The 22,744-nt window shown below is 42.3% G+C and carries 24 protein-coding genes; 16 read left to right on the top strand and 8 right to left on the bottom strand.

Annotation, left to right across the window (positions count from 1 at the left end):
* Positions 1–101 precede the first annotated feature (101 nt).
* The 6 genes from leuS to C3F34_RS09225 all read left to right on the top strand — a co-directional run bounded on the left by leuS (position 102) and on the right by C3F34_RS09225 (position 9,403).
* Entirely contained in the window at positions 102–2,738 is a 2,637-nt protein-coding gene (gene leuS, locus C3F34_RS09250; protein WP_104441447.1) for a leucine--tRNA ligase, read from the top strand.
* A gap of 194 nt (positions 2,739–2,932) precedes the next feature.
* Positions 2,933–3,457, top strand: a complete 525-nt coding sequence (lptE, locus tag C3F34_RS09245) for an LPS assembly lipoprotein LptE (protein ID WP_016166224.1) — start codon at positions 2,933–2,935, stop codon at positions 3,455–3,457.
* 5 nt (positions 3,458–3,462) lie between these two features.
* Entirely contained in the window at positions 3,463–4,449 is a 987-nt protein-coding gene (holA, locus tag C3F34_RS09240; protein ID WP_016166225.1) for a DNA polymerase III subunit delta, read from the top strand.
* Positions 4,450–4,652: 203 nt separating this feature from the next.
* The gene (locus tag C3F34_RS09235) at positions 4,653–5,993 is read left to right on the top strand and encodes a MacA family efflux pump subunit (RefSeq protein ID WP_104441446.1); all 1,341 of its coding nucleotides are present in this window, start codon (positions 4,653–4,655) and stop codon (positions 5,991–5,993) included.
* Positions 5,994–5,995: 2 nt separating this feature from the next.
* Positions 5,996–7,987 (top strand): MacB family efflux pump subunit, encoded by a 1,992-nt coding sequence (locus C3F34_RS09230; protein ID WP_104441445.1) that lies wholly within the window; start codon positions 5,996–5,998, stop codon positions 7,985–7,987.
* Positions 7,988–7,996: 9 nt separating this feature from the next.
* Entirely contained in the window at positions 7,997–9,403 is a 1,407-nt protein-coding gene (locus C3F34_RS09225; protein WP_104441444.1) for an efflux transporter outer membrane subunit, read from the top strand.
* 59 nt (positions 9,404–9,462) lie between these two features.
* Here C3F34_RS09225 and C3F34_RS09220 read toward each other — a convergent pair whose 3' ends face one another.
* From C3F34_RS09220 to orn, 3 genes are all read right to left on the bottom strand, one after another.
* The gene (locus C3F34_RS09220; RefSeq protein WP_016166229.1) at positions 9,463–10,266 is read right to left on the bottom strand and encodes an enoyl-ACP reductase FabI; all 804 of its coding nucleotides are present in this window, start codon (positions 10,264–10,266) and stop codon (positions 9,463–9,465) included.
* 163 nt (positions 10,267–10,429) lie between these two features.
* Positions 10,430–11,164: a Bax inhibitor-1/YccA family membrane protein gene (locus C3F34_RS09215; protein ID WP_044739046.1), complete on the bottom strand. Its 735-nt coding sequence runs from the start codon at positions 11,162–11,164 to the stop codon at positions 10,430–10,432.
* 169 nt (positions 11,165–11,333) lie between these two features.
* On the bottom strand, positions 11,334–11,891 hold the full coding sequence (gene orn, locus C3F34_RS09210) for an oligoribonuclease (protein WP_016166231.1): 558 nt from the start codon (positions 11,889–11,891) through the stop codon (positions 11,334–11,336).
* Positions 11,892–12,015: 124 nt separating this feature from the next.
* On the opposite strand from orn, the gene rsgA reads away from it, so the two are divergent.
* The 4 genes from rsgA to secB all read left to right on the top strand — a co-directional run bounded on the left by rsgA (position 12,016) and on the right by secB (position 14,346).
* Positions 12,016–13,074 (top strand): ribosome small subunit-dependent GTPase A, encoded by a 1,059-nt coding sequence (rsgA, locus tag C3F34_RS09205; protein WP_104441443.1) that lies wholly within the window; start codon positions 12,016–12,018, stop codon positions 13,072–13,074.
* 93 nt (positions 13,075–13,167) lie between these two features.
* A complete protein-coding gene (locus C3F34_RS09200; protein WP_016166233.1) occupies positions 13,168–13,575 on the top strand; it encodes a rhodanese-like domain-containing protein in 408 nt (135 codons plus the stop codon).
* Between the two features lie 18 nt (positions 13,576–13,593).
* Positions 13,594–13,848: a glutaredoxin 3 gene (gene grxC, locus C3F34_RS09195; protein ID WP_016166234.1), complete on the top strand. Its 255-nt coding sequence runs from the start codon at positions 13,594–13,596 to the stop codon at positions 13,846–13,848.
* Positions 13,849–13,887: 39 nt separating this feature from the next.
* Positions 13,888–14,346, top strand: coding sequence for a protein-export chaperone SecB (gene secB / locus C3F34_RS09190; RefSeq protein ID WP_016166235.1), 459 nt, complete (start codon positions 13,888–13,890; stop codon positions 14,344–14,346).
* A gap of 62 nt (positions 14,347–14,408) precedes the next feature.
* Here the strand turns inward: secB and C3F34_RS09185 are convergent, their stop codons facing one another.
* The 4 genes from C3F34_RS09185 to coaBC all read right to left on the bottom strand — a co-directional run bounded on the left by C3F34_RS09185 (position 14,409) and on the right by coaBC (position 17,840).
* Complete coding sequence (locus C3F34_RS09185) at positions 14,409–15,023, bottom strand: alpha-ketoglutarate-dependent dioxygenase AlkB family protein (RefSeq protein ID WP_044739048.1); 615 nt, start codon at positions 15,021–15,023, stop codon at positions 14,409–14,411.
* The gene (locus C3F34_RS09180; protein WP_044739049.1) at positions 15,024–15,878 is read right to left on the bottom strand and encodes a bifunctional transcriptional activator/DNA repair enzyme AdaA; all 855 of its coding nucleotides are present in this window, start codon (positions 15,876–15,878) and stop codon (positions 15,024–15,026) included.
* A gap of 168 nt (positions 15,879–16,046) precedes the next feature.
* Positions 16,047–16,427 (bottom strand): cytochrome b562, encoded by a 381-nt coding sequence (locus tag C3F34_RS09175; protein ID WP_016166238.1) that lies wholly within the window; start codon positions 16,425–16,427, stop codon positions 16,047–16,049.
* Positions 16,428–16,577: 150 nt separating this feature from the next.
* Positions 16,578–17,840, bottom strand: coding sequence for a bifunctional phosphopantothenoylcysteine decarboxylase/phosphopantothenate--cysteine ligase CoaBC (coaBC, locus tag C3F34_RS09170; protein ID WP_016166239.1), 1,263 nt, complete (start codon positions 17,838–17,840; stop codon positions 16,578–16,580).
* 112 nt (positions 17,841–17,952) lie between these two features.
* On the opposite strand from coaBC, the gene radC reads away from it, so the two are divergent.
* The 3 genes from radC to C3F34_RS09155 all read left to right on the top strand — a co-directional run bounded on the left by radC (position 17,953) and on the right by C3F34_RS09155 (position 20,346).
* Positions 17,953–18,645 carry a RadC family protein gene (gene radC / locus C3F34_RS09165; RefSeq protein ID WP_044739051.1) on the top strand — a complete coding sequence of 231 codons (693 nt, stop codon included), beginning with the start codon at positions 17,953–17,955 and terminating at the stop codon, positions 18,643–18,645.
* A 75-nt stretch (positions 18,646–18,720) separates the two neighbouring features.
* The gene (locus tag C3F34_RS09160) at positions 18,721–19,632 is read left to right on the top strand and encodes a bestrophin family protein (protein WP_016166241.1); all 912 of its coding nucleotides are present in this window, start codon (positions 18,721–18,723) and stop codon (positions 19,630–19,632) included.
* 90 nt (positions 19,633–19,722) lie between these two features.
* Positions 19,723–20,346 (top strand): glutathione S-transferase, encoded by a 624-nt coding sequence (locus tag C3F34_RS09155; RefSeq protein ID WP_044739052.1) that lies wholly within the window; start codon positions 19,723–19,725, stop codon positions 20,344–20,346.
* Between the two features lie 35 nt (positions 20,347–20,381).
* Here C3F34_RS09155 and C3F34_RS09150 read toward each other — a convergent pair whose 3' ends face one another.
* A complete protein-coding gene (locus C3F34_RS09150) occupies positions 20,382–21,233 on the bottom strand; it encodes a PHP domain-containing protein (RefSeq protein WP_104441442.1) in 852 nt (283 codons plus the stop codon).
* Positions 21,234–21,278: 45 nt separating this feature from the next.
* Here C3F34_RS09150 and C3F34_RS09145 point away from each other — a divergent pair, with 45 nt between their 5' ends.
* From C3F34_RS09145 to C3F34_RS09135, 3 genes are read left to right on the top strand one after another with little or no spacing between them, the layout of a single operon-like run.
* Positions 21,279–21,893 (top strand): septation protein IspZ, encoded by a 615-nt coding sequence (locus tag C3F34_RS09145; protein ID WP_016166244.1) that lies wholly within the window; start codon positions 21,279–21,281, stop codon positions 21,891–21,893.
* A 27-nt stretch (positions 21,894–21,920) separates the two neighbouring features.
* Positions 21,921–22,223 carry a YciI family protein gene (locus C3F34_RS09140; RefSeq protein ID WP_016166245.1) on the top strand — a complete coding sequence of 101 codons (303 nt, stop codon included), beginning with the start codon at positions 21,921–21,923 and terminating at the stop codon, positions 22,221–22,223.
* A gap of 5 nt (positions 22,224–22,228) precedes the next feature.
* Entirely contained in the window at positions 22,229–22,744 is a 516-nt protein-coding gene (locus tag C3F34_RS09135) for a hypothetical protein (RefSeq protein ID WP_104441441.1), read from the top strand.

Below are 22,744 nucleotides of genomic sequence, written 5' to 3'. Positions count from 1 at the left end.
TTTAATTTTTCTTACGGTTCAGCCTGCGCAAAATTCACATTTAGGTGCATTTTGCGCTATGCTGTGCAGCAAACTTTTAACCGTTGTTCTTTAATACGTTTATGACTACTCATATTGACCCTGAATATCAAGCTAGTGCGATTGAACCCACCGTCCAACAAGACTGGGAAAATCGTAAAGTTTTTAAAGTTGCCGACACTGTAGAAGGTCCTCGTCGTTACATTCTGTCGATGTTCCCTTACCCAAGTGGCAAGCTGCATATGGGTCATGTGCGTAACTATACCATTGGCGACGTCATTAGCCGTTTCCACCGTTTAAAAGGTGAAACTGTATTACAACCTATGGGTTGGGATGCATTCGGTTTACCTGCGGAAAACGCAGCAATTGCCCATAAAGTTGCTCCGGCAAAATGGACATTTGAAAACATCGCTTACATGCGTGACCAATTAAAAAAATTAGGTCTATCTGTAGACTGGGATCGCGAATTCGCGACTTGTACACCAGAGTACTATCACTGGGAACAATGGTTGTTCGTGCAACTTTATAAAAAAGGTTTGATCTACCGTAAACTTTCAACAGTGAACTGGGATCCGGTTGACCAAACTGTTTTAGCAAACGAGCAAGTTGAAAATGGTCGTGGCTGGCGCTCAGGTGCATTGGTTGAAAAACGCGATATTCCAATGTACTACTTCCGTATTACGGACTATGCACAAGAATTACTAGACGACCTAGACACTTTACAAGACGGCTGGCCTCAACAAGTGTTGACCATGCAACGTAACTGGATTGGTCGCTCTACTGGTATGGAAATTACTTTCCCATCTGCCAATACCGAAATTTATGCTGACGGCTTAACTGTTTATACAACACGTGCTGACACGCTGATGGGCGTGACATATGTTGCTGTTGCAGCAGAACATCCTCTTGCGCTTAAAGCTGCTGCCCTCCAATCAGAAGCAGGCAACCCTGAATTGGCTGCATTTATTGAAGAATGCCGTATGGGTTCAGTTGCAGAAGCGGACTTGGCAACAGCCGAGAAAAAAGGCATGGCAACAGGCTTGTTTGTAAAACACCCTGTAACTGGTGAACAGCTTCCTGTCTGGATCGCAAACTACGTATTAATGTCTTATGGTTCTGGCGCAGTAATGGCTGTACCAGCACATGACGAACGTGACTTTGAATTTGCTAACAAGTTCAACTTGCCAATTAAACAAGTGATTGATGCCAAAGGCGCTGACGATGCAGACTACTCTGCAACTGAGTGGCAAGAATGGTATGGTTCTAAAGAAGGTAAACTTGTTAACTCTGGCGAGTTTGACGGTTTAGAATTCCAAGCTGCGTTTGACGCATTCCTTGCGAAATTAGAACCACAAGGTTTAGCAAACTCTAAAGTTCAATTCCGTTTACGTGACTGGGGTGTTTCTCGTCAACGTTACTGGGGTTGTCCAATTCCAATGATTAACTGTGATACTTGTGGTCAAGTCACAGTTCCAGAAGACCAACTTCCGGTTGTATTACCAACTGACGTTGTTCCAGATGGTTCAGGTAACCCGCTTAATAAAATGCCTGAATTCTATGAAACGAAATGTCCTTGCTGTGGTGGCGATGCACGCCGTGAAACAGATACATTGGATACATTCGTAGAGTCATCTTGGTACTATGCACGCTATGCGTCTCCAGACTTCACTGGCGGTATGGTTAAACCTGAAGCAGCTCAAAACTGGCTTCCTGTAAACCAATATATTGGTGGTGTTGAACACGCGATTCTTCACTTACTTTATGCACGTTTCTTCCACAAATTAATGCGTGATGAAGGCGTTGTACAAGGTAATGAGCCATTTACCAACTTGTTAACTCAAGGCATGGTACTTGCAGATACGTTCTATCGTGAAGCAGAAAATGGCAAGAAAACTTGGTTCAACCCAGCTGATATTGAACTAGAACGTGATGAGAAAGGTCGTATTCTTTCTGCAAAATATTCAGGTGACGGCCAAGAAGTAATTATCGGCGGACAAGAAAAAATGTCTAAGTCGAAAAATAACGGTATTGACCCACAAGCGATTATTGACCAATACGGCGCAGACACAGCACGTGTATTCATGATGTTCGCTGCTCCACCAGATCAATCTTTAGAATGGTCTGATGCAGGTGTTGAAGGTGCAAACCGCTTCTTGAAACGTGTATGGCGCCTTGTAGCGAGCTTCCTTGAAAAGGGCAACCAAGCTTCTACGATTGATGCTGCTAACTTGTCTAAAGATGCTCAAGATTTACGTCGTAAAACTCACGAAACTATTCAAAAAGTAAGTGATGATATTGAACGTCGTCATGCATTTAATACTGCCATTGCTGCTTTAATGGAGTTATTAAATGCGAGCAACAAGTTTGAAGCAAAAGATGACAATGACATTGCTGTAGAACGTGAAGCAATCACAACACTGTTAACTTTACTCGAACCGTTTGCACCGCATTTAAGCCAAACTTTATTGGCTCAATTTGGTACAGATGTTACGGCAGCAACATTCCCTGAAGTTGATGCTTCTGCGTTAACACGTAATACGCAAACGATTGTTGTACAGGTGAATGGTAAACTTCGCGGTAAACTTGAAGTTTCTGTTGATATTTCTAAAGATGAATTATTGGCATTGGCAAAAGCTCTACCAGAAGTTCAACAATTCTTAACTGGTCCAACCAAGAAAGAAATTGTAGTTCCAAATAAATTAGTAAATTTAGTGGTTTAAAGCCTTAAAGCCTCCCTTTTATAAAGGGAGGTTTGGAGGGATTTTATTAGAGAATCTCCCCTAACCCCTCTTTCAGAAAGAGGGGGAAACGAAAAGGAATAAACAAAGCCCGTTGCCAGTCAACGGGCTTTGCACATACAATCACGTCATATTATTTTTTCTTTTTCTTAAAAAGAGTAAACAGAGGAAAACCCATGCATTTAGGCAAACGTTTCGCAACTCTTATTTTAACTTGCGGTCTAGGTGCAGGTTTGGTGGGCTGTGGTTTTCATTTAAAAGGAACTCAACCTTCTGCGAATCCAGTAGCATATGCACAGATGAGTTTATCTTTGCCTAAAGATACAGAGGAATTAGAAGAAAAATTATCAATTTATTTAGGGGCTGCCAATGTTCAGCTCAGTAATAGCCCCAATGCTTACCGTTTACATGTATACAGTTATACACCTGTGCGCCAAGAGCTTCGCGGTAAACTGATCGAAACCCTACTGCGTTTAAATGTCACCTTCCGTATTGAAGATGCTCAAGGCAATCCTGTGACTGAAATGCGTACCGTCACGGCATCACGTAGTTACCAATATAACTTGGAAACGGTCAATACCGATGATCAAGAAGAAAAATTCTTAAAAGATGTCCTTGTTGATGACGTTGCACAACAAATTGTGCGCCAAATTTCATCGAACCGTTTACCTAAAGTTACTAGCACAACAACACAACCTTAATTGTTATGAAACTCGACTATTTGCAGGCCCTTAAACGCATCCCAGAAGCACGTGGTGCATGGGTGCTGCATGGTCAAGAACCCCTCCTCGAACAGAATCTACTCGATGCTTTTCGTAAAAGTTGGCAAGAACAAAATATTGAACGTCAACGTTATGACATGTCAAATGTGAGTGACTGGAAAACGGTGTTCAATGCCTTGAACAGTTTGTCTTTATTTTCGACACAACTCGCGATTGAGGTACATGGCAATATCAAACCCGATGCCAATGGCATTAAATTATTGACCCAATATCTACAACATAATGAACAAAATTTGTTGTTGATTGTGATGCCAAAGCAGGACAGCAGCAGCTTAAAATCTGGCTTTTTTAAAGTGATTGATGCCAACGGCGTGAACGTCAGCTTGACTGCTCATTATCCACAAGATCGACAAAGAATTTTGGCTGTTGAAGCTGAAAAACTCGGTATTCAATTGGTCAGCAATGCATGGCAATGGCTTGAACAGCATCACGAGCATAATTTGCTGGCGGCAAAGAACAGTCTAATGCGGGTACGAGATACCTTTCCTGATTTAGCGCAAATTGGTATCGAACAACTGCTTGCCTGCCTACAAGATCAGTCACGTTATACGACCTTTGACTTAAGTGATGCATTACTTGAAGGTAATTTTGCTCAAGCCGTGAAGATTTACCAATATCTGTTGGCTTCAGGCGAGCCAATGAGCTTGTTGCTGTGGAGTATCAGTAAGGAAATGCGTCTTTTGATGCAGCTTTTTGAGCAACCACAAAATGCACTACAACTCGGGATTTGGAAAACCAAAGTGAGCCTTTATCAACAAGCCTTACGCCGACTCAATCCGAAACAGTTTCTCACTTGGCCTACACTTTTATTAAGAATAGATGCATCAATTAAAGGTTTGAGTCAGGAAAACCCTGAACAACTCACTCTACAAGCAATTGCGCTGCTTTGCGGACGTCAGCTATTTCATTGATCTTGCTTTTTTGAGTGCGTTAACCTGTAGCAATTACGTCAGAAAATTAGAATGTTTTGCAGCATACTGATGAGTATGTTGACGAATTTTGATTTTAAAAATTACAAAAGAATAATTATCATTTACAAATTGATAGAAAATCCACGATTTATCCGCATTTCACTTTTATACTATGCATGATTATTTTTTACTCCCTCACTCCTATGCCAAAAATAAAATTTTTTAGAATTATTATCGCCCTGCTCTGTATCGCTTTACTCGCGTATTTGGCTTGGAGTTATTTCAAACCGAAACAAGAACAACCGCAATATATTACCGAAAGCGTGACACGCGGTGATCTTGAAAATACGGTATTGGCAACAGGCACTTTAGATGCCACCAAATTGGTGAGTGTCGGTGCACAGGTGTCAGGTCAAGTACAAAAAATGTATGTACAGCTAGGTGATGAAGTCAAACAAGGGCAGTTGATTGCGCAAATTGATTCCACCACACAAGAAAATAGCTTTAAAACAGCCGAAGCCAACATCAAAAATTTAGAAGCTCAACGCTTGCAACAAGAAGCCAATCTCAATGAGGCGCAACTAGCTTATAAACGTCAACAACAAATGTTTGCACAGGATGCAACGTCTAAAGCGGAACTCGAATCTGCGGAAGCGAGCTTTAAAACTGCACAAGCGCAAATTAAAGCCATTAATGCACAAATTGAATCTGCAAAAGTCACCAAGTCTACGGCACAGACCAATATCGGTTATACCCGTATTGTGGCGCCGACTGACGGAACGGTGGTTGCGATTGTGACTGAAGAAGGTCAAACGGTGAATGCAAATCAAAGTGCACCAACCATTGTCAAAATTGCAAAATTACAAAATATGACCATTAAAGCGCAGGTCAGTGAAGCGGACATTATGAAAGTCGAAAAAGGACAACAAGTCTATTTCACGACTTTGGGTGATGACAGCAAACGTTATGCCACCCTACGTCAGATTGAACCTGCACCCGATTCAATTAGTAGCGAGAGCAGTACCAGCACTTCAAGTTCATCAAGTACCGCAATCTATTACAACGCTTTATTTGATGTACCCAATAATGATGGCAAACTACGTATCGATATGACGGCACAAGTCTATATCGTGCTCGATTCTGCACAGAATGCACTGCTACTTCCTTCTTCAGCAATCTCCAATCGCCCTGTAAATAGTAAGCAAAATAGCGCTACAAAAGCACAAGCGGTATCGAGTGCTCAAAGTAGCTCAAAGACTGATCGTCCACAAAGTCCTCGACTTGAACGCCTTAATTTAACTGCTGCCCAACAACAACTGATTAAAGATGGTAAAGCAAACTTAAGTGTGGTCCGCGTATTACAGGCCGATGGTTCAGCCCAACCCAAACAAGTACTGATTGGGATTAATAACCGTGTGAATGCACAAGTTTTGGCGGGGCTAAAAGAAGGTGATCAAGTCGTGATTGCAGACAGTTCAGATACCTCCGCAGCCACAGCCAACAGCAGCAATAAACGTCGTAATGGTCCACCAATGGGAATGTAAGCATGACAAAAAAAGCCTTGCTTGAAGTCAGTAATTTGGTGCGAGAGTTTCCTGCTGGTGAAAGTACTGTTCAAATTCTCAAAGGGATTGATCTGACCATTTACGAAGGCGAACTGGTTGCGATTGTTGGTCAATCTGGTTCGGGTAAATCCACCTTAATGAATATTCTCGGTTGTCTAGATCGTCCTACCTCAGGCAGCTATTTAGTCAAAGGCAGAGAAACTGGACAACTCGAACCCGATCAACTGGCTGAATTACGTCGAGAGTATTTCGGATTCATTTTCCAGCGTTACCATTTATTGGGTGATTTAACGGCTGAAGGGAATGTTGAAGTTCCTGCCATTTATGCAGGCACTACACCCTATGCGCGCAAGCAACGAGCAACGGCCTTACTCACGGAACTCGGACTGGGCAATAAAACCCAGAACCGACCAAGTCAACTTTCGGGCGGACAGCAACAGCGGGTGTCTATTGCACGCGCGCTGATGAATGGTGGTGATGTCATTCTTGCCGACGAACCGACAGGTGCTTTGGACTCACACAGTGGTGTTGAAGTCATGCGAATTTTGCGTGAATTAAATGCTGCTGGACATACCATTATTCTGGTGACACATGACATGCAGGTGGCTAAAAATGCCAGCCGCATTATTGAAATCAGTGATGGACAAATTATTGCAGATCGTGTCAATCAGCCAGAACATGATTCTGAGCTACATACTGACCCTGATGCAGAAACTGCCATTTCGGCACATCAAGAAAAAAATAAAAGTGTTTCTGCATGGCGCTCTCTACTTGATCGCCTAGGTGAAGCATTCCGTATGGCCATTTTGTCCATGAATGCGCATCGTATGCGAACCTTTTTGACTATGCTCGGGATTATTATCGGGATTGCCTCGGTTGTGACTGTAGTCGCATTAGGCAATGGCTCTCAAAAGCAGATCCTGAGTAATATTAGCAGCTTAGGTACAAACACCATTACCGTATTCCAAGGTCGTGGCTTCGGTGACAACTCCAAAACGGCCAACTTTAAAACACTAGTTCCTGCTGATGCTGAAGCGCTTGCCACCCAACCGTATGTCAGTGCAGTCACTCCAATGGTGAGTTCATCGAAAACCATTCGCTACCAACAAAATGAAGCCAATGCCACCATTAACGGTGTCGGGGGTGATTATTTCACTGTTAAAGGCCTTACTTTCAAAAATGGACAAACCTTTGATCAACGTAGTATCCGTGATCGTACTCAAGATGTCGTCATTGACACCAATACCCAAAAGCAATTTTTTAGTGATGGTACTAGTCCGATAGGACAAGTCATTTTACTCGGCAGTGTACCTGGACGGATTATTGGTGTCGTAGAGCCCCAAACCAGTGCAATGGGTTCCGATGACACCCTAAACGTATATATGCCTTACACCACTGTCATGAGCCGCATGCTAGGTCAGACAAATGTGCGTAATATCATTGTGCAAATCAATGATCAATACTCCACCAGTGCGGCTGAAAATGCAATTGTGAACTTATTGACCTTGCGCCATGGTCAACAAGATATCTTTACCATGAACAGTGACAGTATTCGTCAAACCATTGAAAAGACTACCAGTACCATGACCTTGTTGGTCTCTGCAATTGCCGTGATTTCCTTGGTTGTTGGTGGAATTGGGGTAATGAATATCATGTTGGTTTCGGTCACCGAACGGACGCAAGAAATTGGTGTACGCATGGCGGTGGGTGCTCGGCAAAGTGATATTTTGCAACAATTCTTGATTGAAGCCATTTTAGTCTGCCTGATTGGTGGGGTTTTAGGCGTGTTGCTGTCTCTTGGCCTAGGACAAATCATTCAAAAATTTGCAGGTGGTAATTTTGGGGTTGCCTATTCCACCACCTCGATTATTGCCGCATTTGTGTGCTCGACGTTAATTGGTGTGGTGTTTGGTTTCTTACCTGCAAAAAACGCCGCCAAACTCGACCCTGTTGCAGCGCTTGCTAGAGAATAAGGACAAATTATGCAGTTTTCATTTACACGTCTGTGTACGGCAATGCTACTTGGTAGTACTTTAGTGGGCTGTGCGGCTGTGGTTAAAACACCTTATCAAGCACCCAGTGTGCAAACACCTGCTCAGTTCCAATATGGTCTTGCGACTGCACAACAACGACAGCAAGCCATCTATGCTGATCAATGGTGGACCTTATTTGGTGATACGCAACTGAATCAATTAATTGATGAGGTGTTAGCAAAAAATACCGACTTGGCTGTTGCGGGTATCACCTTAAAACAAGCACGCTTACAAGCAGACTTAAGCGCGAATCAGCAAAAACCTCGCGTAAATTCTACGGTATCTACTGGACATCAATTCGACTTAAATTCAGGCGATGACAGCTCCAAAGGACTATCTTTAGGTGCTGGGTTGAGTTATGAATTAGATTTATTTGGCAAATTGGCACGTCAAACCGAAGCTAAAAAATGGGAGGCACTGGCAACTGAACAGGATTTGCAAGCTACAGCACAAAGCCTGATTGGCACCACAGCCAAACTGTATTGGCAATTGGCTTATTATCATGAAAGTCTCAGCACCGCACAGCAAAGTCTTGCGACGTCGCAAAAGCTGTATGATTTAGTCAAAGTACAATATCAAGCGGGTTCTGTTTCTGGCTTGGAATTGACCCAAGCTGAACAATCAGTACAAAGTCAAAAAGCCAGTCTCAGTCAAATTCAGCAAAGCTTAGTCGAAACACGCACTGCACTTGCGGTACTGCTGCATATACCTATCCAACAATTGAATATTCAAGAACCACAACGTTTGCCACAACTGGCTTTGCCAACTATTGCAGCAGGCTTACCTGCCGATATTTTGTCACGTCGTCCAGATTTAAAAGCGGCTGAGCTACGTTTACGTGAGAGTTTAGCCACTAAAGATGCTACTACGGCGAGCTATTATCCTTCTGTTAGTTTGACGGGAAATCTTGGCTCAAGCAGCACCTCTTTAACGCAACTTTTACGTAACCCTGCCCTGACCTTGGGTGCCAGTTTAAGCCTGCCATTTTTGCAATATAACGATATGAAAAAAGATATCGCGATTAGCCAATTAGACTATGAAAAAGCCATTGTGCAATATCGTCAAAGCTTATATCAGGCATTTGGCGATGTTGAAAATGCTTTGTCTGCACGCAGTGAGTTAGATCAGCAGGTCAAGCTACAACAGCGTAATCTAGAACTGGCTGAAAAAGCCGAACGCTTAACCGATGTGCGTTATCGTTATGGTGCAGTCGCCTTAAAGAATTTGCTGGATCAACAAGAAACTACGCGTAGCGCACGTTTGACGTTGGTTAATACCAAACAAAGTCAATACAACGCTTATGTCACGCTGATGCAGGCTTTAGGTGGGAGTCCTATTCAACAATTACCTAAATAAATGAAATTTAAAGACGTAAAAAACGGCACTTCAAGTGCCGTTTTTTATCGCCAAAGCAATCAGTCATCACCCATCATATCTGGGCTCATACCGACAGTATTGAAACCAGCATCTACATACATGATTTCGCCTGTAATCCCATTTGCCCAAGGTGAGCAAAGGAACAATGCAGCATTACCCACATCTTCAATGGTCACATTGCGTTTGAGTGGTGAAATTTTTTCATTCGCGTCTAACATCTTACGGAATGATTTAATGCCTGAAGCCGCTAAAGTACGGATTGGGCCCGCTGAAATTGCATTAACGCGAATACCTTCAGCACCCAAGCTAGACGCCAAGTAGCGTACGCCCGCTTCTAAAGACGCTTTTGCCATCCCCATCACGTTGTAGTTCGGCATAACTCGCTCAGAACCTTGGTAAGTCAGAGTCAATAAACAACCTTGACGAGCCAATAACAATGGTTTTGCTGCACGCGCCATTGCAATAAAGCTATACGCACTGATGTCATGCGCAACACGGAAACCTTCACGATCTGTAACATCAGTAAAGTCACCATCTAAAGTATGCGCTGGCGCAAAACCGATAGAGTGAACTACACCATCTAGACCATCCCAGTGTTTTGCCAATTCAACGAATGCTTGGTCAATTTCTGCATCCACAGCAACATCACAAGGAAACACCAATGTTGAGCCAAATTGCGCTGCAAATTCATCAACACGTTTTTTGAGTTTCTCATTTGGATAGGTAAATGCCAATTCTGCACCTTCACGATGCAATGCTTGAGCAATACCAAATGCAATCGACAACTTACTTGCAATACCCGCAATCAGAAAGCGTTTTCCCGCTAGTAGTCCTTGTGACATGTGAATCTCACTTAAAATAATTTAGGATGAATAATGCCAAGTCTGGCATCAGAACAAAATTGCAAAATGCGCCTTTTTTCAGTAAATCACAGATTCATAACAATTCACCCTGCCAAAGCAGGGTGAATATGAATTGAACTGAAAATCTGTTTAAAAAAATCAATCAGTCATCGCCTTGAATCAGGCTCAATAAACGCATGAATGAGTAATACATCCACACCAAAGTGGCCAATAACGCAATTGCAGACAACCATTCCATTGACTTCGGTGCGTGTTGGGCTGCACTGCTTTCAATCAGATCAAAATCCAGAATTAGGTTTAAAGATGCAATCACGGCAACAAAAGCAGCGAAACCAATACCTAGCCAGTTACTTTCAAAAATATACGGCACACTTGAACCAAACGCTAAACGCATGATCAGTTGCACCACAAACACGATGGCAATGGCAATGCTGGCAGAAAGAACAACCGATTTAAATTTTTCTGTAGCGCGTACAATCTGCAAACGATATAAGGTAAACATCACCAAAGTTGTCACAAAGGTTGCTAATAATGCCTGTAACGGTACACCAGGAAATTTCAATTGGAAAATAACCGAGACGCCACCTAAAAAGGCACCTTCAAAAAATGCATAAGGAATGGCGAGAATCTTCGCGGTATCTGGTTTAAAAGTCGTAATGAGCGCCAAAATAAATCCACCAATAGCCCCCACAATTGCAGCGCTATAGGCAATAGAAATATTTAAGGTCATAAAACTGTAAAAGAAAATGCCTAAACCAAGTACTGCGGCAATTAAAGTCAACAATACGGACTTTTGAATCGCGCCTTGAACGGTCATTGGTTGACTGTAATCTGCGTAAACTTCTACGCGATTAAGTATTGGATTATTACTTTGCATATTTAAACTCTTTTTATAATTTAAAATGAATAAAAACAAAAAATTGTACTTAACTTTAGATCAACTTAAAGCCGTACACCCTCTAGCTTGATGTAGAAAATATAACCTAAAAATATGACAGACTAAAATAAAAATGGGGTTTAACACCCCATTTTCAGCCAATATTGATTTAGTCTTTATTCATAATAAAGAAGTATTCACGGTAATATTTCAATTCTGCAATCGAATCACGAATATCATCCATGGCCAAATGCGAGGCATTTTTCTTCAACCCACTCATAATTTCTGGACGCCAGCGTTTCGCCAATTCTTTCACTGAAGATACGTCCAAATTACGATAATGGAAATACTGCTCTAATTCAGGCATCAAACGATGCAAGAAACGGCGGTCCTGACAAATTGAGTTACCACACATTGGTGAACTCTTTGGGTTGACCCATTTTTTTAAGAACTCAATGGTTTGTTGCTCAGCATCTTGTGCCGTTAATTTACTACGACGCACGCGTTCAATTAGACCAGATTGGCCATGTTGACGGGTATTCCACTCATCCATAGCATTCAGGATTAAATCCGACTGATGTACAGCCAACACTGGACCTTCTGCCAAAATATTTAAATGGTCATCTGTCACAATCGTTGCAACTTCAATAATTTGGTCATTATCGGTATCTAGACCTGTCATTTCAAGGTCAATCCAAATGAGGCGAGTATCAGGCGTGCTGCTCATAAATGTGCAATCTTATTGGCTGTAAAAACATTTATAGTAGCAAATTAATACCCTGAATGCTGTAATTCATCCCCCGCTTCATGCTATTTTTGCCATCTTGAATTCATGGTTTTTTAGGATATGAATGGCTTTAATTCGTAAACGTCGCTTAACTGAACAGCAGCAGCGTCGTATTCAGAAACAGCAGAAAACACGTCAAGAAGAAATTGACACCTCAAATGATCTGGAAGGGTTGGTGGTTCAACACTACGGACGTCAGCTTGAGGTACAAGCCATGTCGGTGCCAGACACGCATCCTGAAAAACCAAATGTGCTAGATGGTGAGCCTGAACCGTTTTGGAAACCGATTGAATTGGACAGTATTTGGCGTTGCCATACCCGTACCAATCTTGAGTTGCTGGTGACGGGTGATCGGGTTAAATGGCAAGCTGACCCGAATACGGGACTTGGGATTATTACGGCTATTCATCCACGTCGATCATTACTGACTCGTCCTGACCGCTACCATAAAGTGAAACCAGTGGCGGCCAATATCAGTTTAATTGTGATTGTGTTTTCACCTTTACCAGAACCTGCACCCACATTAATTGACCGTTATTTGGTGGCTTGTGCCGATGCCGATATTCCAGCCCTACTGGTATTGAATAAAACCGACTTACTCAAAGAAAATGATCCTATTTTGGACATGCTCAAAGAATATGAGAATTTGGGTTATGAAGTGATGCAATGCCAATCTACTGGTGATCTTAGTGCATTGGCCCAACGCCTTGAAGGTGAAACGGTGGCTTTTGTAGGACAGTCTGGGGTAGGAAAAAGCTCCTTGATTAATGCCATTGTTCCTGATGCGGCACAAAAGACCAACATTATTTCTGAAAACTCGGCTTTAGGTCAGCATACCACGACATCTACTCGTCTGATTCCTTTTGGTCAAAATGCATCGCTGATCGATTCACCTGGAATTCGTGAATTTGGCTTATGGCATCTCACCACAGAAAAAGTGCAACAAGGCTTCCCTGAAATTCAAAATCAGTTGGGTTATTGTCAGTTCCGTAACTGTACCCATAAACATGAAAAACAGTGTGCGTTGCGTTTAGCTGCAAGTAACGGTGAAATTTTACCCCGTCGTTTAGACAGTTTTTTACGTTTAATGGATGAAATTGCTGAAGCTCAGCAAAAAAATTAGACTTTCTGTCTGTCCTCCCCTTGAAGCGGTGATTTTGATCACCATATTTATGAGCTATACTCTAGACAATTTTGAATTGTAATTAGGTGATTTGTGGAACGTTGGTTGGAATTTATGGGGAATCACCCCTTCTTATTTGGAACACTTGGGGCATTAGTGGTGTTGTTCTTCGTTTTAGAAGGTCAGCGCAACGGTCGCAAAATCTCTCCACAATCTTTAGGTATTTTAGTGAAAGCAAAAAATGCCATGTTGATTGATTTACGTGATGCAAAAGACTTCCGTGAAGGTCATATCAGTGGCAGCCGTAACATTCCCTACAGCCAAATTGCAAGCCATGTTGAAGAGTTAAAAGCTGCGGAACGTCCATTGGTGTTTATTTGCAACCTTGGTCAAGTCGCAGGTACCGCTTTGCAACAGGTCGGTCATGCTGATAGCTATCGTTTAGATGGCGGCATTAGCAACTGGAAAGCGCAAGGCTTACCTTTGGTAAAAGCGAAATAATTGCTTAAGGAGACTCTAATGGCTGAAGTAACGATTTATTCTACAACTGTATGTCCTTACTGCGTTCGTGCGAAACAACTTCTTGAGCGTAAAGGCGTTGAATATAAAGAAATTAATTTATCCAATGAAGCGCCTGAAGTACGTGTAGAACTCATGCAACGCACGAATCACCGTACTGTTCCACAAATTTTTATTGGTGACCAATTTATTGGTGGGTTTGACCAGCTTTATGCTTTAGAGCGTGATGGGAAACTTGACGGATTATTGGCTTAACCATAAAGCATAGTTCAAATTTATATTAAGGATTTAAGAATGAGCGAAGAACAACAAGTTCAACCACAATTGGCACTCGAACGTATTTATACTAAAGACATTTCTTTTGAAGTTCCTGGTGCACAAGTTTTCACTAAAGAATGGCAGCCTGAACTCAATATCAACCTTTCTTCTTCTGCTGAAAAGATTGATCCAACCCATTTCGAAGTGTCTTTAAAAGTTGTTGTTCAAGCAAATAATGCGGGCGATACTGCATTTATCGTTGATGTTACTCAAGCAGGGATCTTCCTGATTGATGCAGTTGAAGAAGAACGCCTTCCATATATTTTAGGTGCATACTGCCCGAACATTTTGTTCCCATTCTTACGTGAAGCGGTGAACGATATGGTTACCAAAGGTAGCTTCCCTCAATTGCTATTAACACCAATCAACTTTGATGCTGAATTCGAAGCAAATATGCAACGTGCTCAAGCAGCTATGGCTGAAGGTCAAGCATAATTCCAGACTTTGCATAGCAAAATCATGGCATGATAAAAGGCTGAATATTCTATTCAGCCTTTTTATTGCGCTTCATTCATCATTCTGAAGGTTAGATTTACCCTCACATCAAGCACCTTCTTGGTCGGAGGTAACCGATGCAACCAATAACTTTGGGTTTCATCTTTCATGACCAATAAACTACCATGCGCCAACACCAACTCGACCTTTTCTTGAGTATGTTTATGCTTAAAAGCAAACTTTCGCTCGGCACCGAAACTTAAAGAAGCAATTGCAGCATGCAGTTTCAATTCCCGTTCGGCATCGCTATGCCATGCCATCCCTTCTTCACCAGAATGATATAAGTTTAATAAACAGGCATTAAACTTCTCCCCCGTTTTGGCTTCGACCAACGCTTTCAATGCCAACAACTCAGGTGTCCACGGCAACGCTTGTTTGGTGGTTTTGGAGTAGGTATAGGAAAAAGCCTGATCGGCATACCACGCGACTTTGCGTTTGGTCACAATGGTCTTGCCAAAAATCACCGCCAGATCATTTTGCCAAGCAATGCATTCTAATAGTCGATGTAAATACTGGTCTGCCAAAACAGTATTCATAATTTGACCGTAGTAATGTACACAGCCCTGATAGGGCAGTAAATTCAGGCTAGCATCAAATTCAACTGGAAATAATGACATTTAAAGCTCTTCTACATCAGCATAAAGCTGGGCACTTTCCCAACCAATCATCGCCATCTTGCGAGTTACTCCCCAATGATAATTGCCGAGCACACCTGATGCTTGAATGACCCGATGACACGGAATTAAAAAAGCCACAGGATTATGTGCCACGGCACTCCCCACCGCACGTGCTGCTTTGGGTTGGTCAATTTTTGCTGCCACATCACGGTAACTCGCCAATTGTCCCGCAGGAATTTTGAGCAAACTTTCCCAGACCTTTAATTGAAAGGCTGAGCCTTTTAAATGCAGTTTTACATGCTGTATGGAGTTTGGCTGTGCTGTCAACAAAGCCACTGCACGCTGCTGCATTTCATCCGACTGCTCAATATATTCAGCATGAGGAAACTTGGCTTTTAATTCTTTGAGGGCTTGCTCATTCTGTTCTACAAAAGCCAGTGCACAAACTCCTTTTTGTGTGGAGGCCACCAAAACGCGTCCGAATAACGTTTCTGCAAAACTATAAGAAATTTTTAATCCAGCCCCACCCTGTTTATATTCAGCGGGGGTCATCCCTTCAATTTGAATAAATAAATCATGTAAGCGACTACCACTGGATAATCCTGTTTCAAATGTCGCGTCTAAAAGTGAGTGAGATGGTGTTGTGGTTAAAATCGATTTTGCATGTTCCACGCTGATATATTGCAAAAATTTCTTCGGACTGGTACCTGCCCATTCGCTAAATAACCGTTGAAAATATGCAGGACTTAAATGCACATGTGCTGCCACATCCTCCAGCGTCGGTTGATGCTGAAAATTTTGCTGAATATACTCAATCGCTTGAGCCACCCGCTGATAATGCTGTTGTGAAGACATATTCATTCATCCTTGCAGATTTCCTTTTCACTTTAGCAATTCTTCCTGTAGCTGAAAATCCGAATCATGCTCAATTCCAATAGCGCCCCTAATGTATCAGACATAAAAAACTGCACCGATGAAGGTACAGTTTTAACAGCGAATAAACATGCTGATTCTAAATCGACATCAGTGGTGCATATAAGCCTTATGTCCTTGATCACGTAACTCGCCAATTTTTTTCCCTTGCTTTTTCGCTTCGTCTAATTTCCCAGCTTGCGCGAGTGCTTTTGATTTATCAATTTCGACAATAATCTGGTCGAACAAAGCGCTTGAACTTGGCACTTTTTCAGCGGTATGTGCGGTCAATTTATATTGCTTAGCATGTACAGCAGCACCACGCATATTGTTTAAAGCAGCTGTCGCAGCTTGTGGGGTTGAGGCTTGGTTGAAGGCTTTATAATTTTTCCCAAGGGTTTTCATATCATCTTCTAAACCTGCTGCCATGACGGTATTGCTTAATAGCAAAGATGACAACATTACAACGGTGGCTAAAGTTTTTTTAATCATGATGATGTCCTATCAAAAACTGTGGCTATGGTTTATTTATCAGGGGTAAATATACAAAATGTTTATTTAAACACGCTGCTTTATTCTACTAAAGTAGCATACATAAAAAATGCAACGGATTCGTTGCATTTTGATAAAAATTTCACAGGTCTATTTGGCTTTATGATGCTGTAATGCATCATGCATGGCTTCTACCAACTGTTGTGCGATCTCTTGTTTTGAGGCTTTTTCTAAATCACGTTTGTCCATGTCATATTGATTGGCAAAAAACACGGTCATGGCATTTTCATCCGACGCAAAACCGATATCAGCACGTGACACATCATTACAGGCAATCATATCCAGCTTTTTAGCGACCAGCTTGCCTGCTGCATATTCTTCCACGTTACGTGTTTCTGCGGCAAAGCCGACCATAAACGGACGCTTTTGTTGCTGTGCAATAGTCGCCACAATGTCTGGGTTTTTCACTAAAGCGACATTGAGCTCATCGCCCGATTTTTTAATTTTATGTTCAGCGACTTCAGCAACACGATAATCAGCGACTGCTGCTGTGGCTATGAAAATATCACAGCCTTCTTCCAACATTTGCATGCTGGTATTCAACATTTGAATCGCAGATGACACGTTCACACGGCGTACCCCATTTGGAGTATCTAAACTGACAGGACCTGCAATTAAAGTCACTTTTGCCCCAGCCGCATAACAGGCAGCTGCCAACGCAAAGCCCATTTTGCCTGTACTGTGATTAGAAATATAACGCACAGGGTCTATTGCTTCACGGGTTGGACCTGCGGTAATCACCACATGTTTACTCGCCAATAGACCAAATTTTTCGGCAATGGCACGTTGTGCTTTATGGAAATACTCCGTGACTTGATAAGCCAAATCTTCTGGCTCAGGCATACGGCCTAAACCCACATCACCACATGCTTGTGAACCTGCTTCTGGCATAATCACATGCACGCCATCTTCAATCAGGGTATTTAAATTACGCTGTGTAGCTTTGGCTGCCCACATCTGCTGATTCATGGCAGGCGCAACCCAAACTGGCGCTTTAGTCGCAAGATATAAAGTACTGAGTAAATCATCTGCCAAACCTGCGGCAAACTTGGCTAAGGTATCGCAGCTGGCTGGAGCCACCAACAATAAATCTGCCCAACGTGCCAATTCGATATGTCCCATGCCTGCTTCGGCTTCTGGATCGAGTAATTCGGTATGTACAGGATTGCCAGACAAGGCTTGAAACGTCAGTGGTGTAATAAAGGCCTGCGCACCATGTGTCATCACGACACGGACATTAAATCCCTGATCTTTAAGTCGACGAACTAAGATGGCACTTTTATAGGCTGCAATTCCGCCTGTAACAGCCAAAATGATGTTTTTATTTGGAATTACACTTAAGTCAAAGCTCACAAACAGTATACCTTTCTGTTGCAGTGGCGCTCACAATAGCATTAAATATCCGCATACCCAAGTGATTGACTAGGGTAAAACTTGATAATAAACATGAAAAAGCTCAACAAAAATGAATCTATCGATCAAACATTGGCCTGAACAGGAGCGTCCACGTGAGCGCTTATTACAACAAGGGGCGAATAGCCTTTCAGATGCAGAACTATTGGCCATTTTCCTACGTTCTGGTTCTCAACAACACTCGGCGGTAGAATTAGCTCGACTGCTCATACAGCATTTTGGTGGGTTAGCACCGATTCTGAATGCTGAACTTCCCCAACTCAGTCAGTTTCATGGCATTGGTGCCAGTAAATATTCACAACTCATGGCAGTAAAAGAATTGGGACGGCGTTATGTGGCACAACAATTACAACAACACAGTTTAGAAATTCAAAACTCCTCACAATTACTTGACTACCTACGCTTTGAACTCTTGGGAGAAACACAGGAAGTATTTGCCGTTCTTTGCCTAGACAGTCAATTACGCAAACTACATTTTAAAAAACTCTTCTTTGGCTCACTAAATAGTTGCACGGTCTCTCTAAATCAATTACTGCGTTATGCATTGCAACAGCAAGCCAGCTCTATTGTCATTGCACATAATCACCCTTTGGGACATGCCCTGCCTTCAGCAGCGGATATTGCCTTAACCCAACAAATTACACAGGCCTGTAAACTGCTTGAAATACAATTGTTGGATCATTGTGTGATTGCTGCGACAGGTAGTTTTTCATTTGCTGAACAGGGCTTAATCAAGTCCACTTAAAGCCTTTCAGCAAATATTGACAAAAGCCAAACGACAGATGAAGATCAAGCAAAAATAAATGATGAATCCCACCCCATGATCGTGCGAGAACAACCCGACGTCTTTAAACTATTATTTTCATGGCGCGGTACAATCCTCCCAAAAGTTTTACCTCCTTTAGGCGTGGTTATGCTGATTTCCACCATTGTGGGTGGTGTATCGCACATGGGATATTTTCATTTTCCAGAACTGCCCTTGGTTGGCTTCACCTTAATTGGTGTTGTACTTTCTATTTTCCTTGGGTTTAAAAATACCGCTTGTTATGACCGCTGGTGGGAAGCGCGTAAACTTTGGGGCATGTTGATTGCCAATGCACGCCACTTTGACCGTAACTGTCGAATTCTTACGCAGGCACGGCGCGAGCGAGTCATTCAGCATGTCATTGTCTTTGCCAACGTATTGCGTGACCGACTGCGCCATCAGACTGAGAACCCAACCGAACTGACTGAAACTACAGGCTTAAGCCCGCAAGCGTTGGCTCAACTGTATCAACAGGTCAACGCTCCGCAGTACACGCTCAGTCTGATTCAATGGGAACTAATGCAGGCCTTAAAAGAAGGTGAAATCTCAGACATTATTTATGCACAAATGAATGAACATGTGGCGGAAATGAGCTTGGTACAAACAGGCTGTGACCGAATTGCCACAACGCCATTACCTTTTGCTTATTCTGTATTGCTAAATCGTACCGTGTATTTTTTCTGTTTCATGCTCCCGTTTAGTTTAGGTGCAACTTTAGGACTGGCTACGCCATTACTGGTCGGTATCTTAGCCTATACCTTTTTGGGCTTAGATGCCTTAAGTTCAGAAATTGAAGAACCGTTTGGCACACAAAGTAATGATTTACCCCTAGATGCAATGGTACGTACCATAGAAATTGAATTACTTGGCACTTTAGGTAAGCCAACTCCACCACCAATCCAAGCACAGGATAACAATCTCTTATAAAACCAACCATTCAAAATCAACGGTCCTCTTTGTAGAACTAGAAAGACGAAATTAAACAAATATTTAAAAATCAAAAAAAGGAGTCAGGCTGTGATTAAAATTTTAGGACGAACAGATTCCATCAATGTCAGAAAAGTCCTCTGGTTATGTGATGAGCTACATTTACCTTACCGACGTGAAGATTGGGGCCGTGGCTTTCGCTCCCCGAAAGAACAGGAATTTGTACAGTTAAATCCAAATGCCACGATTCCTGTACTCATCGATGAGGAACTGACTCTATGGCAATCTAATTCGATTATTCGTTACTTGGCGAATGCTTATGGTGGTTCAGCACTTTATCCGACAGAGCCGAAAACACGTGCACTTATTGATCAATGGATTGACTGGCAAGGGATTGAGCTCAATAACAGTTGGGTCTATGCTCTGATGCACATTATTCGAAACTCTCCTGAACATCAAGATCAGAAGGAAGTTGAAAAAAGTATTCAAGCGTGGAATAGCATGATGCTCATTTTAGAAAACCAACTCGCAAACACTCAGGCGTATGTCGCGGGTCAGCAGTTTTCATTGGCAGATATTCCAATTGGGCTTTCTGTACAGCGTTGGTATCTAACACCATTTGAGAAACCTGACTGTCCACATGTAAAACGCTACTACGACCTTCTCAGTCAAAGAGAGCCTTACTTAAAATGGGGCAATAATGGTCAAAACTAGGACAGCATTTTTCCTTGGTTATTAAAATACCGAGGTTATTGAAACTGTTCCCAAATCCCCACTTGTCCTGCTTTCATGACAGGAACACGTCCTAGTTGAATCCACGGCATATTTTCACCATGAAAATCACTGCCAACCGATACTTTTAAACCCTGTTCCGCAATCATACGATCCACCATTTGACGCGTCGCAGGTGGATCAATTTGCGGTGGTAATTCCACAGCATCCCCACCAGCCTGCGCAAACAATTCAATTAAATAACGAACATTGGTTGCCGATAAATCATATCGGGTTGGATGTGCCAAAACTGCAAAACCACCACTGGCATGAATCGCTTGAATGGTTTCTTCAAGCCCCAATCCATCAAACTTTACATAAGCCTTCTTGCCTTCTTTAATATATTTATCAAAAGCTTGTTGTACACGACTGACGATTCCCTTTTCTACCAAGGTTTTGGCAATATGTGTACGCGTGATACGATCTGCTTCACCATCAACTTTACTGAGTACATCGGCATAAATATCTTGACCAATCAGCGGTGTAAGCAAACGGCAAATCTGCTCTGCACGCTCGGCTCGAATCTGTTTTTGCTGTTCCAAGACCGCCAATAAAGGCTCAGGATACTGCATGTTCAGTGCAACAATATGTACGCTATAACTTTTTTTGGTGGCTGGACGCGACCATTGACTGGAAATTTCAGCGCCAGAGATTAACTTCATGTCATAGCCATTTGCAATTTGTGCTGCCAAAGCTAGACCATCCATCGTATCGTGATCGGTCAATGCCAGCGTGTGGATGCCTTTTTCATGCGCGGCATGCACCAGTTGTTCTGGTGACAAAGTTCCATCAGAAATATTACTATGTGTATGTAAATCTACGCCAAGCATCACTTATACTAAGCCACTTTATTAAACAGATTCAGATACTCTAACATGAAAGCACTTTTAGACTTTGTGCCACTCATTATTTTCTTTTATTTATATAAGACGGTAGATCCAAAAGATACCCAGCATCCGTTACTCCAATTAATCGGTTCCGCAGGTGGTATAGACAATAATAATATTTTAGTGGCAACAACGGGCTTAATTCTTTCCATGCTGGTGGTGTATGGCGCATTGTTTATCATGCAAAAATTCCGTTTAGACAAACAACAGTGGATTGTCTTGTTTATGACAGTGATTTTTGGTGGCATTACCTTGATGCTCAGTGATGACTTCTATATCCGCCTAAAAGCAGCCATTCTAAATATGGTCTTTGCTGGTGCTTTCTTGTTATCTCCGTATTTTAGTAAAGACCGTAGTCCGCTCATCAAACGCCTATTTGCCCCTATTTTCAATTTAGGTGAACTGGGCTGGAAAAGACTCAATTACGCTTGGGCAGGCATGTTTGCCGTCATGTCTGGCTTACATGTCTTTTTTGCTTTCTTATTTATGAACGGAAAATATTGGGGAGAATTTACCGCTTTTGGTGACATGCTGGTGATGTTTTCCTTTATCATTATCCAGTTTATTGTATTACGTAAACACTTCAAATCTTCTGAAGATTAATATTCGTTTCGCGCGCAGAGAATCATCATGCCATTATTTGTTGTGACTTGTACCGATCAAGACGGTACTGTAGAAAAACGCCTTGCGGTACGCCCTCAACATCTCGCACGTTTAGAGCAATTAGATGCTGAAGGCCGCTTAATTGTTGCAGGTGCGATGCCTAAAGATCCGAGCAATCCACAAGCAGGTTTTTATGGCAGCACCATTATTGTCGATTTTGACAGCCGTGAAGCACTCGATACTTGGCTACAAGACGAACCTTTCTTAAAAGAAGGCGTCTATGCTCAAATTGAGGTTAAACCTTTTAACAAAGCGTTTCCTAAAGGATAAAATTCATGCGCGCTGTTGTTCCTAGTTTACTAGGTCTTTCTTTATTGTGTTCTACAGCTTGGGCGGTAGAACCTGCACCAACTTCTCCAGCTCCTGCTGTAGTCTCTGCTGCCCCTACTGCACCAGCACCGACAGCGCCACCACAAACCCTTCCTGCGAACAAACCGCGCGTGATTCCCGCAGTAGCAACGGTGAATCCAAATGGACAACCGCAAGAGGTTCAACCCCTTACAGCAGAACAACTTGCCAAAAATAAAGCCTTGCAAGATTTAAAAATCAAAGCTTTAGTCAAAGACCAATCCGTACGCCTGCAACAATTGGAAAAAGCCAATTTAGAAGCATTGGCTCAAAACCAAGAATTACAATTAAAAAACGATAGTTTAGGTGTTCAAGTTCAAGTACTACAAAGTGAACGTAGTGCGCAAATGTTTATTTACGGTGCGGTCACACTTGCTGTTGGCGTACTCTTGGGCTTTTTAATTGCCAGTTATGCGCAATCTAAACGTCGCCGCCAATGGTAA

The organism is Acinetobacter sp. ACNIH2 (genome assembly GCF_002934965.1).
GTDB lineage: Bacteria > Pseudomonadota > Gammaproteobacteria > Pseudomonadales > Moraxellaceae > Acinetobacter > Acinetobacter tandoii.
This window is presented reverse-complemented; position numbering and strand designations above follow the sequence as displayed.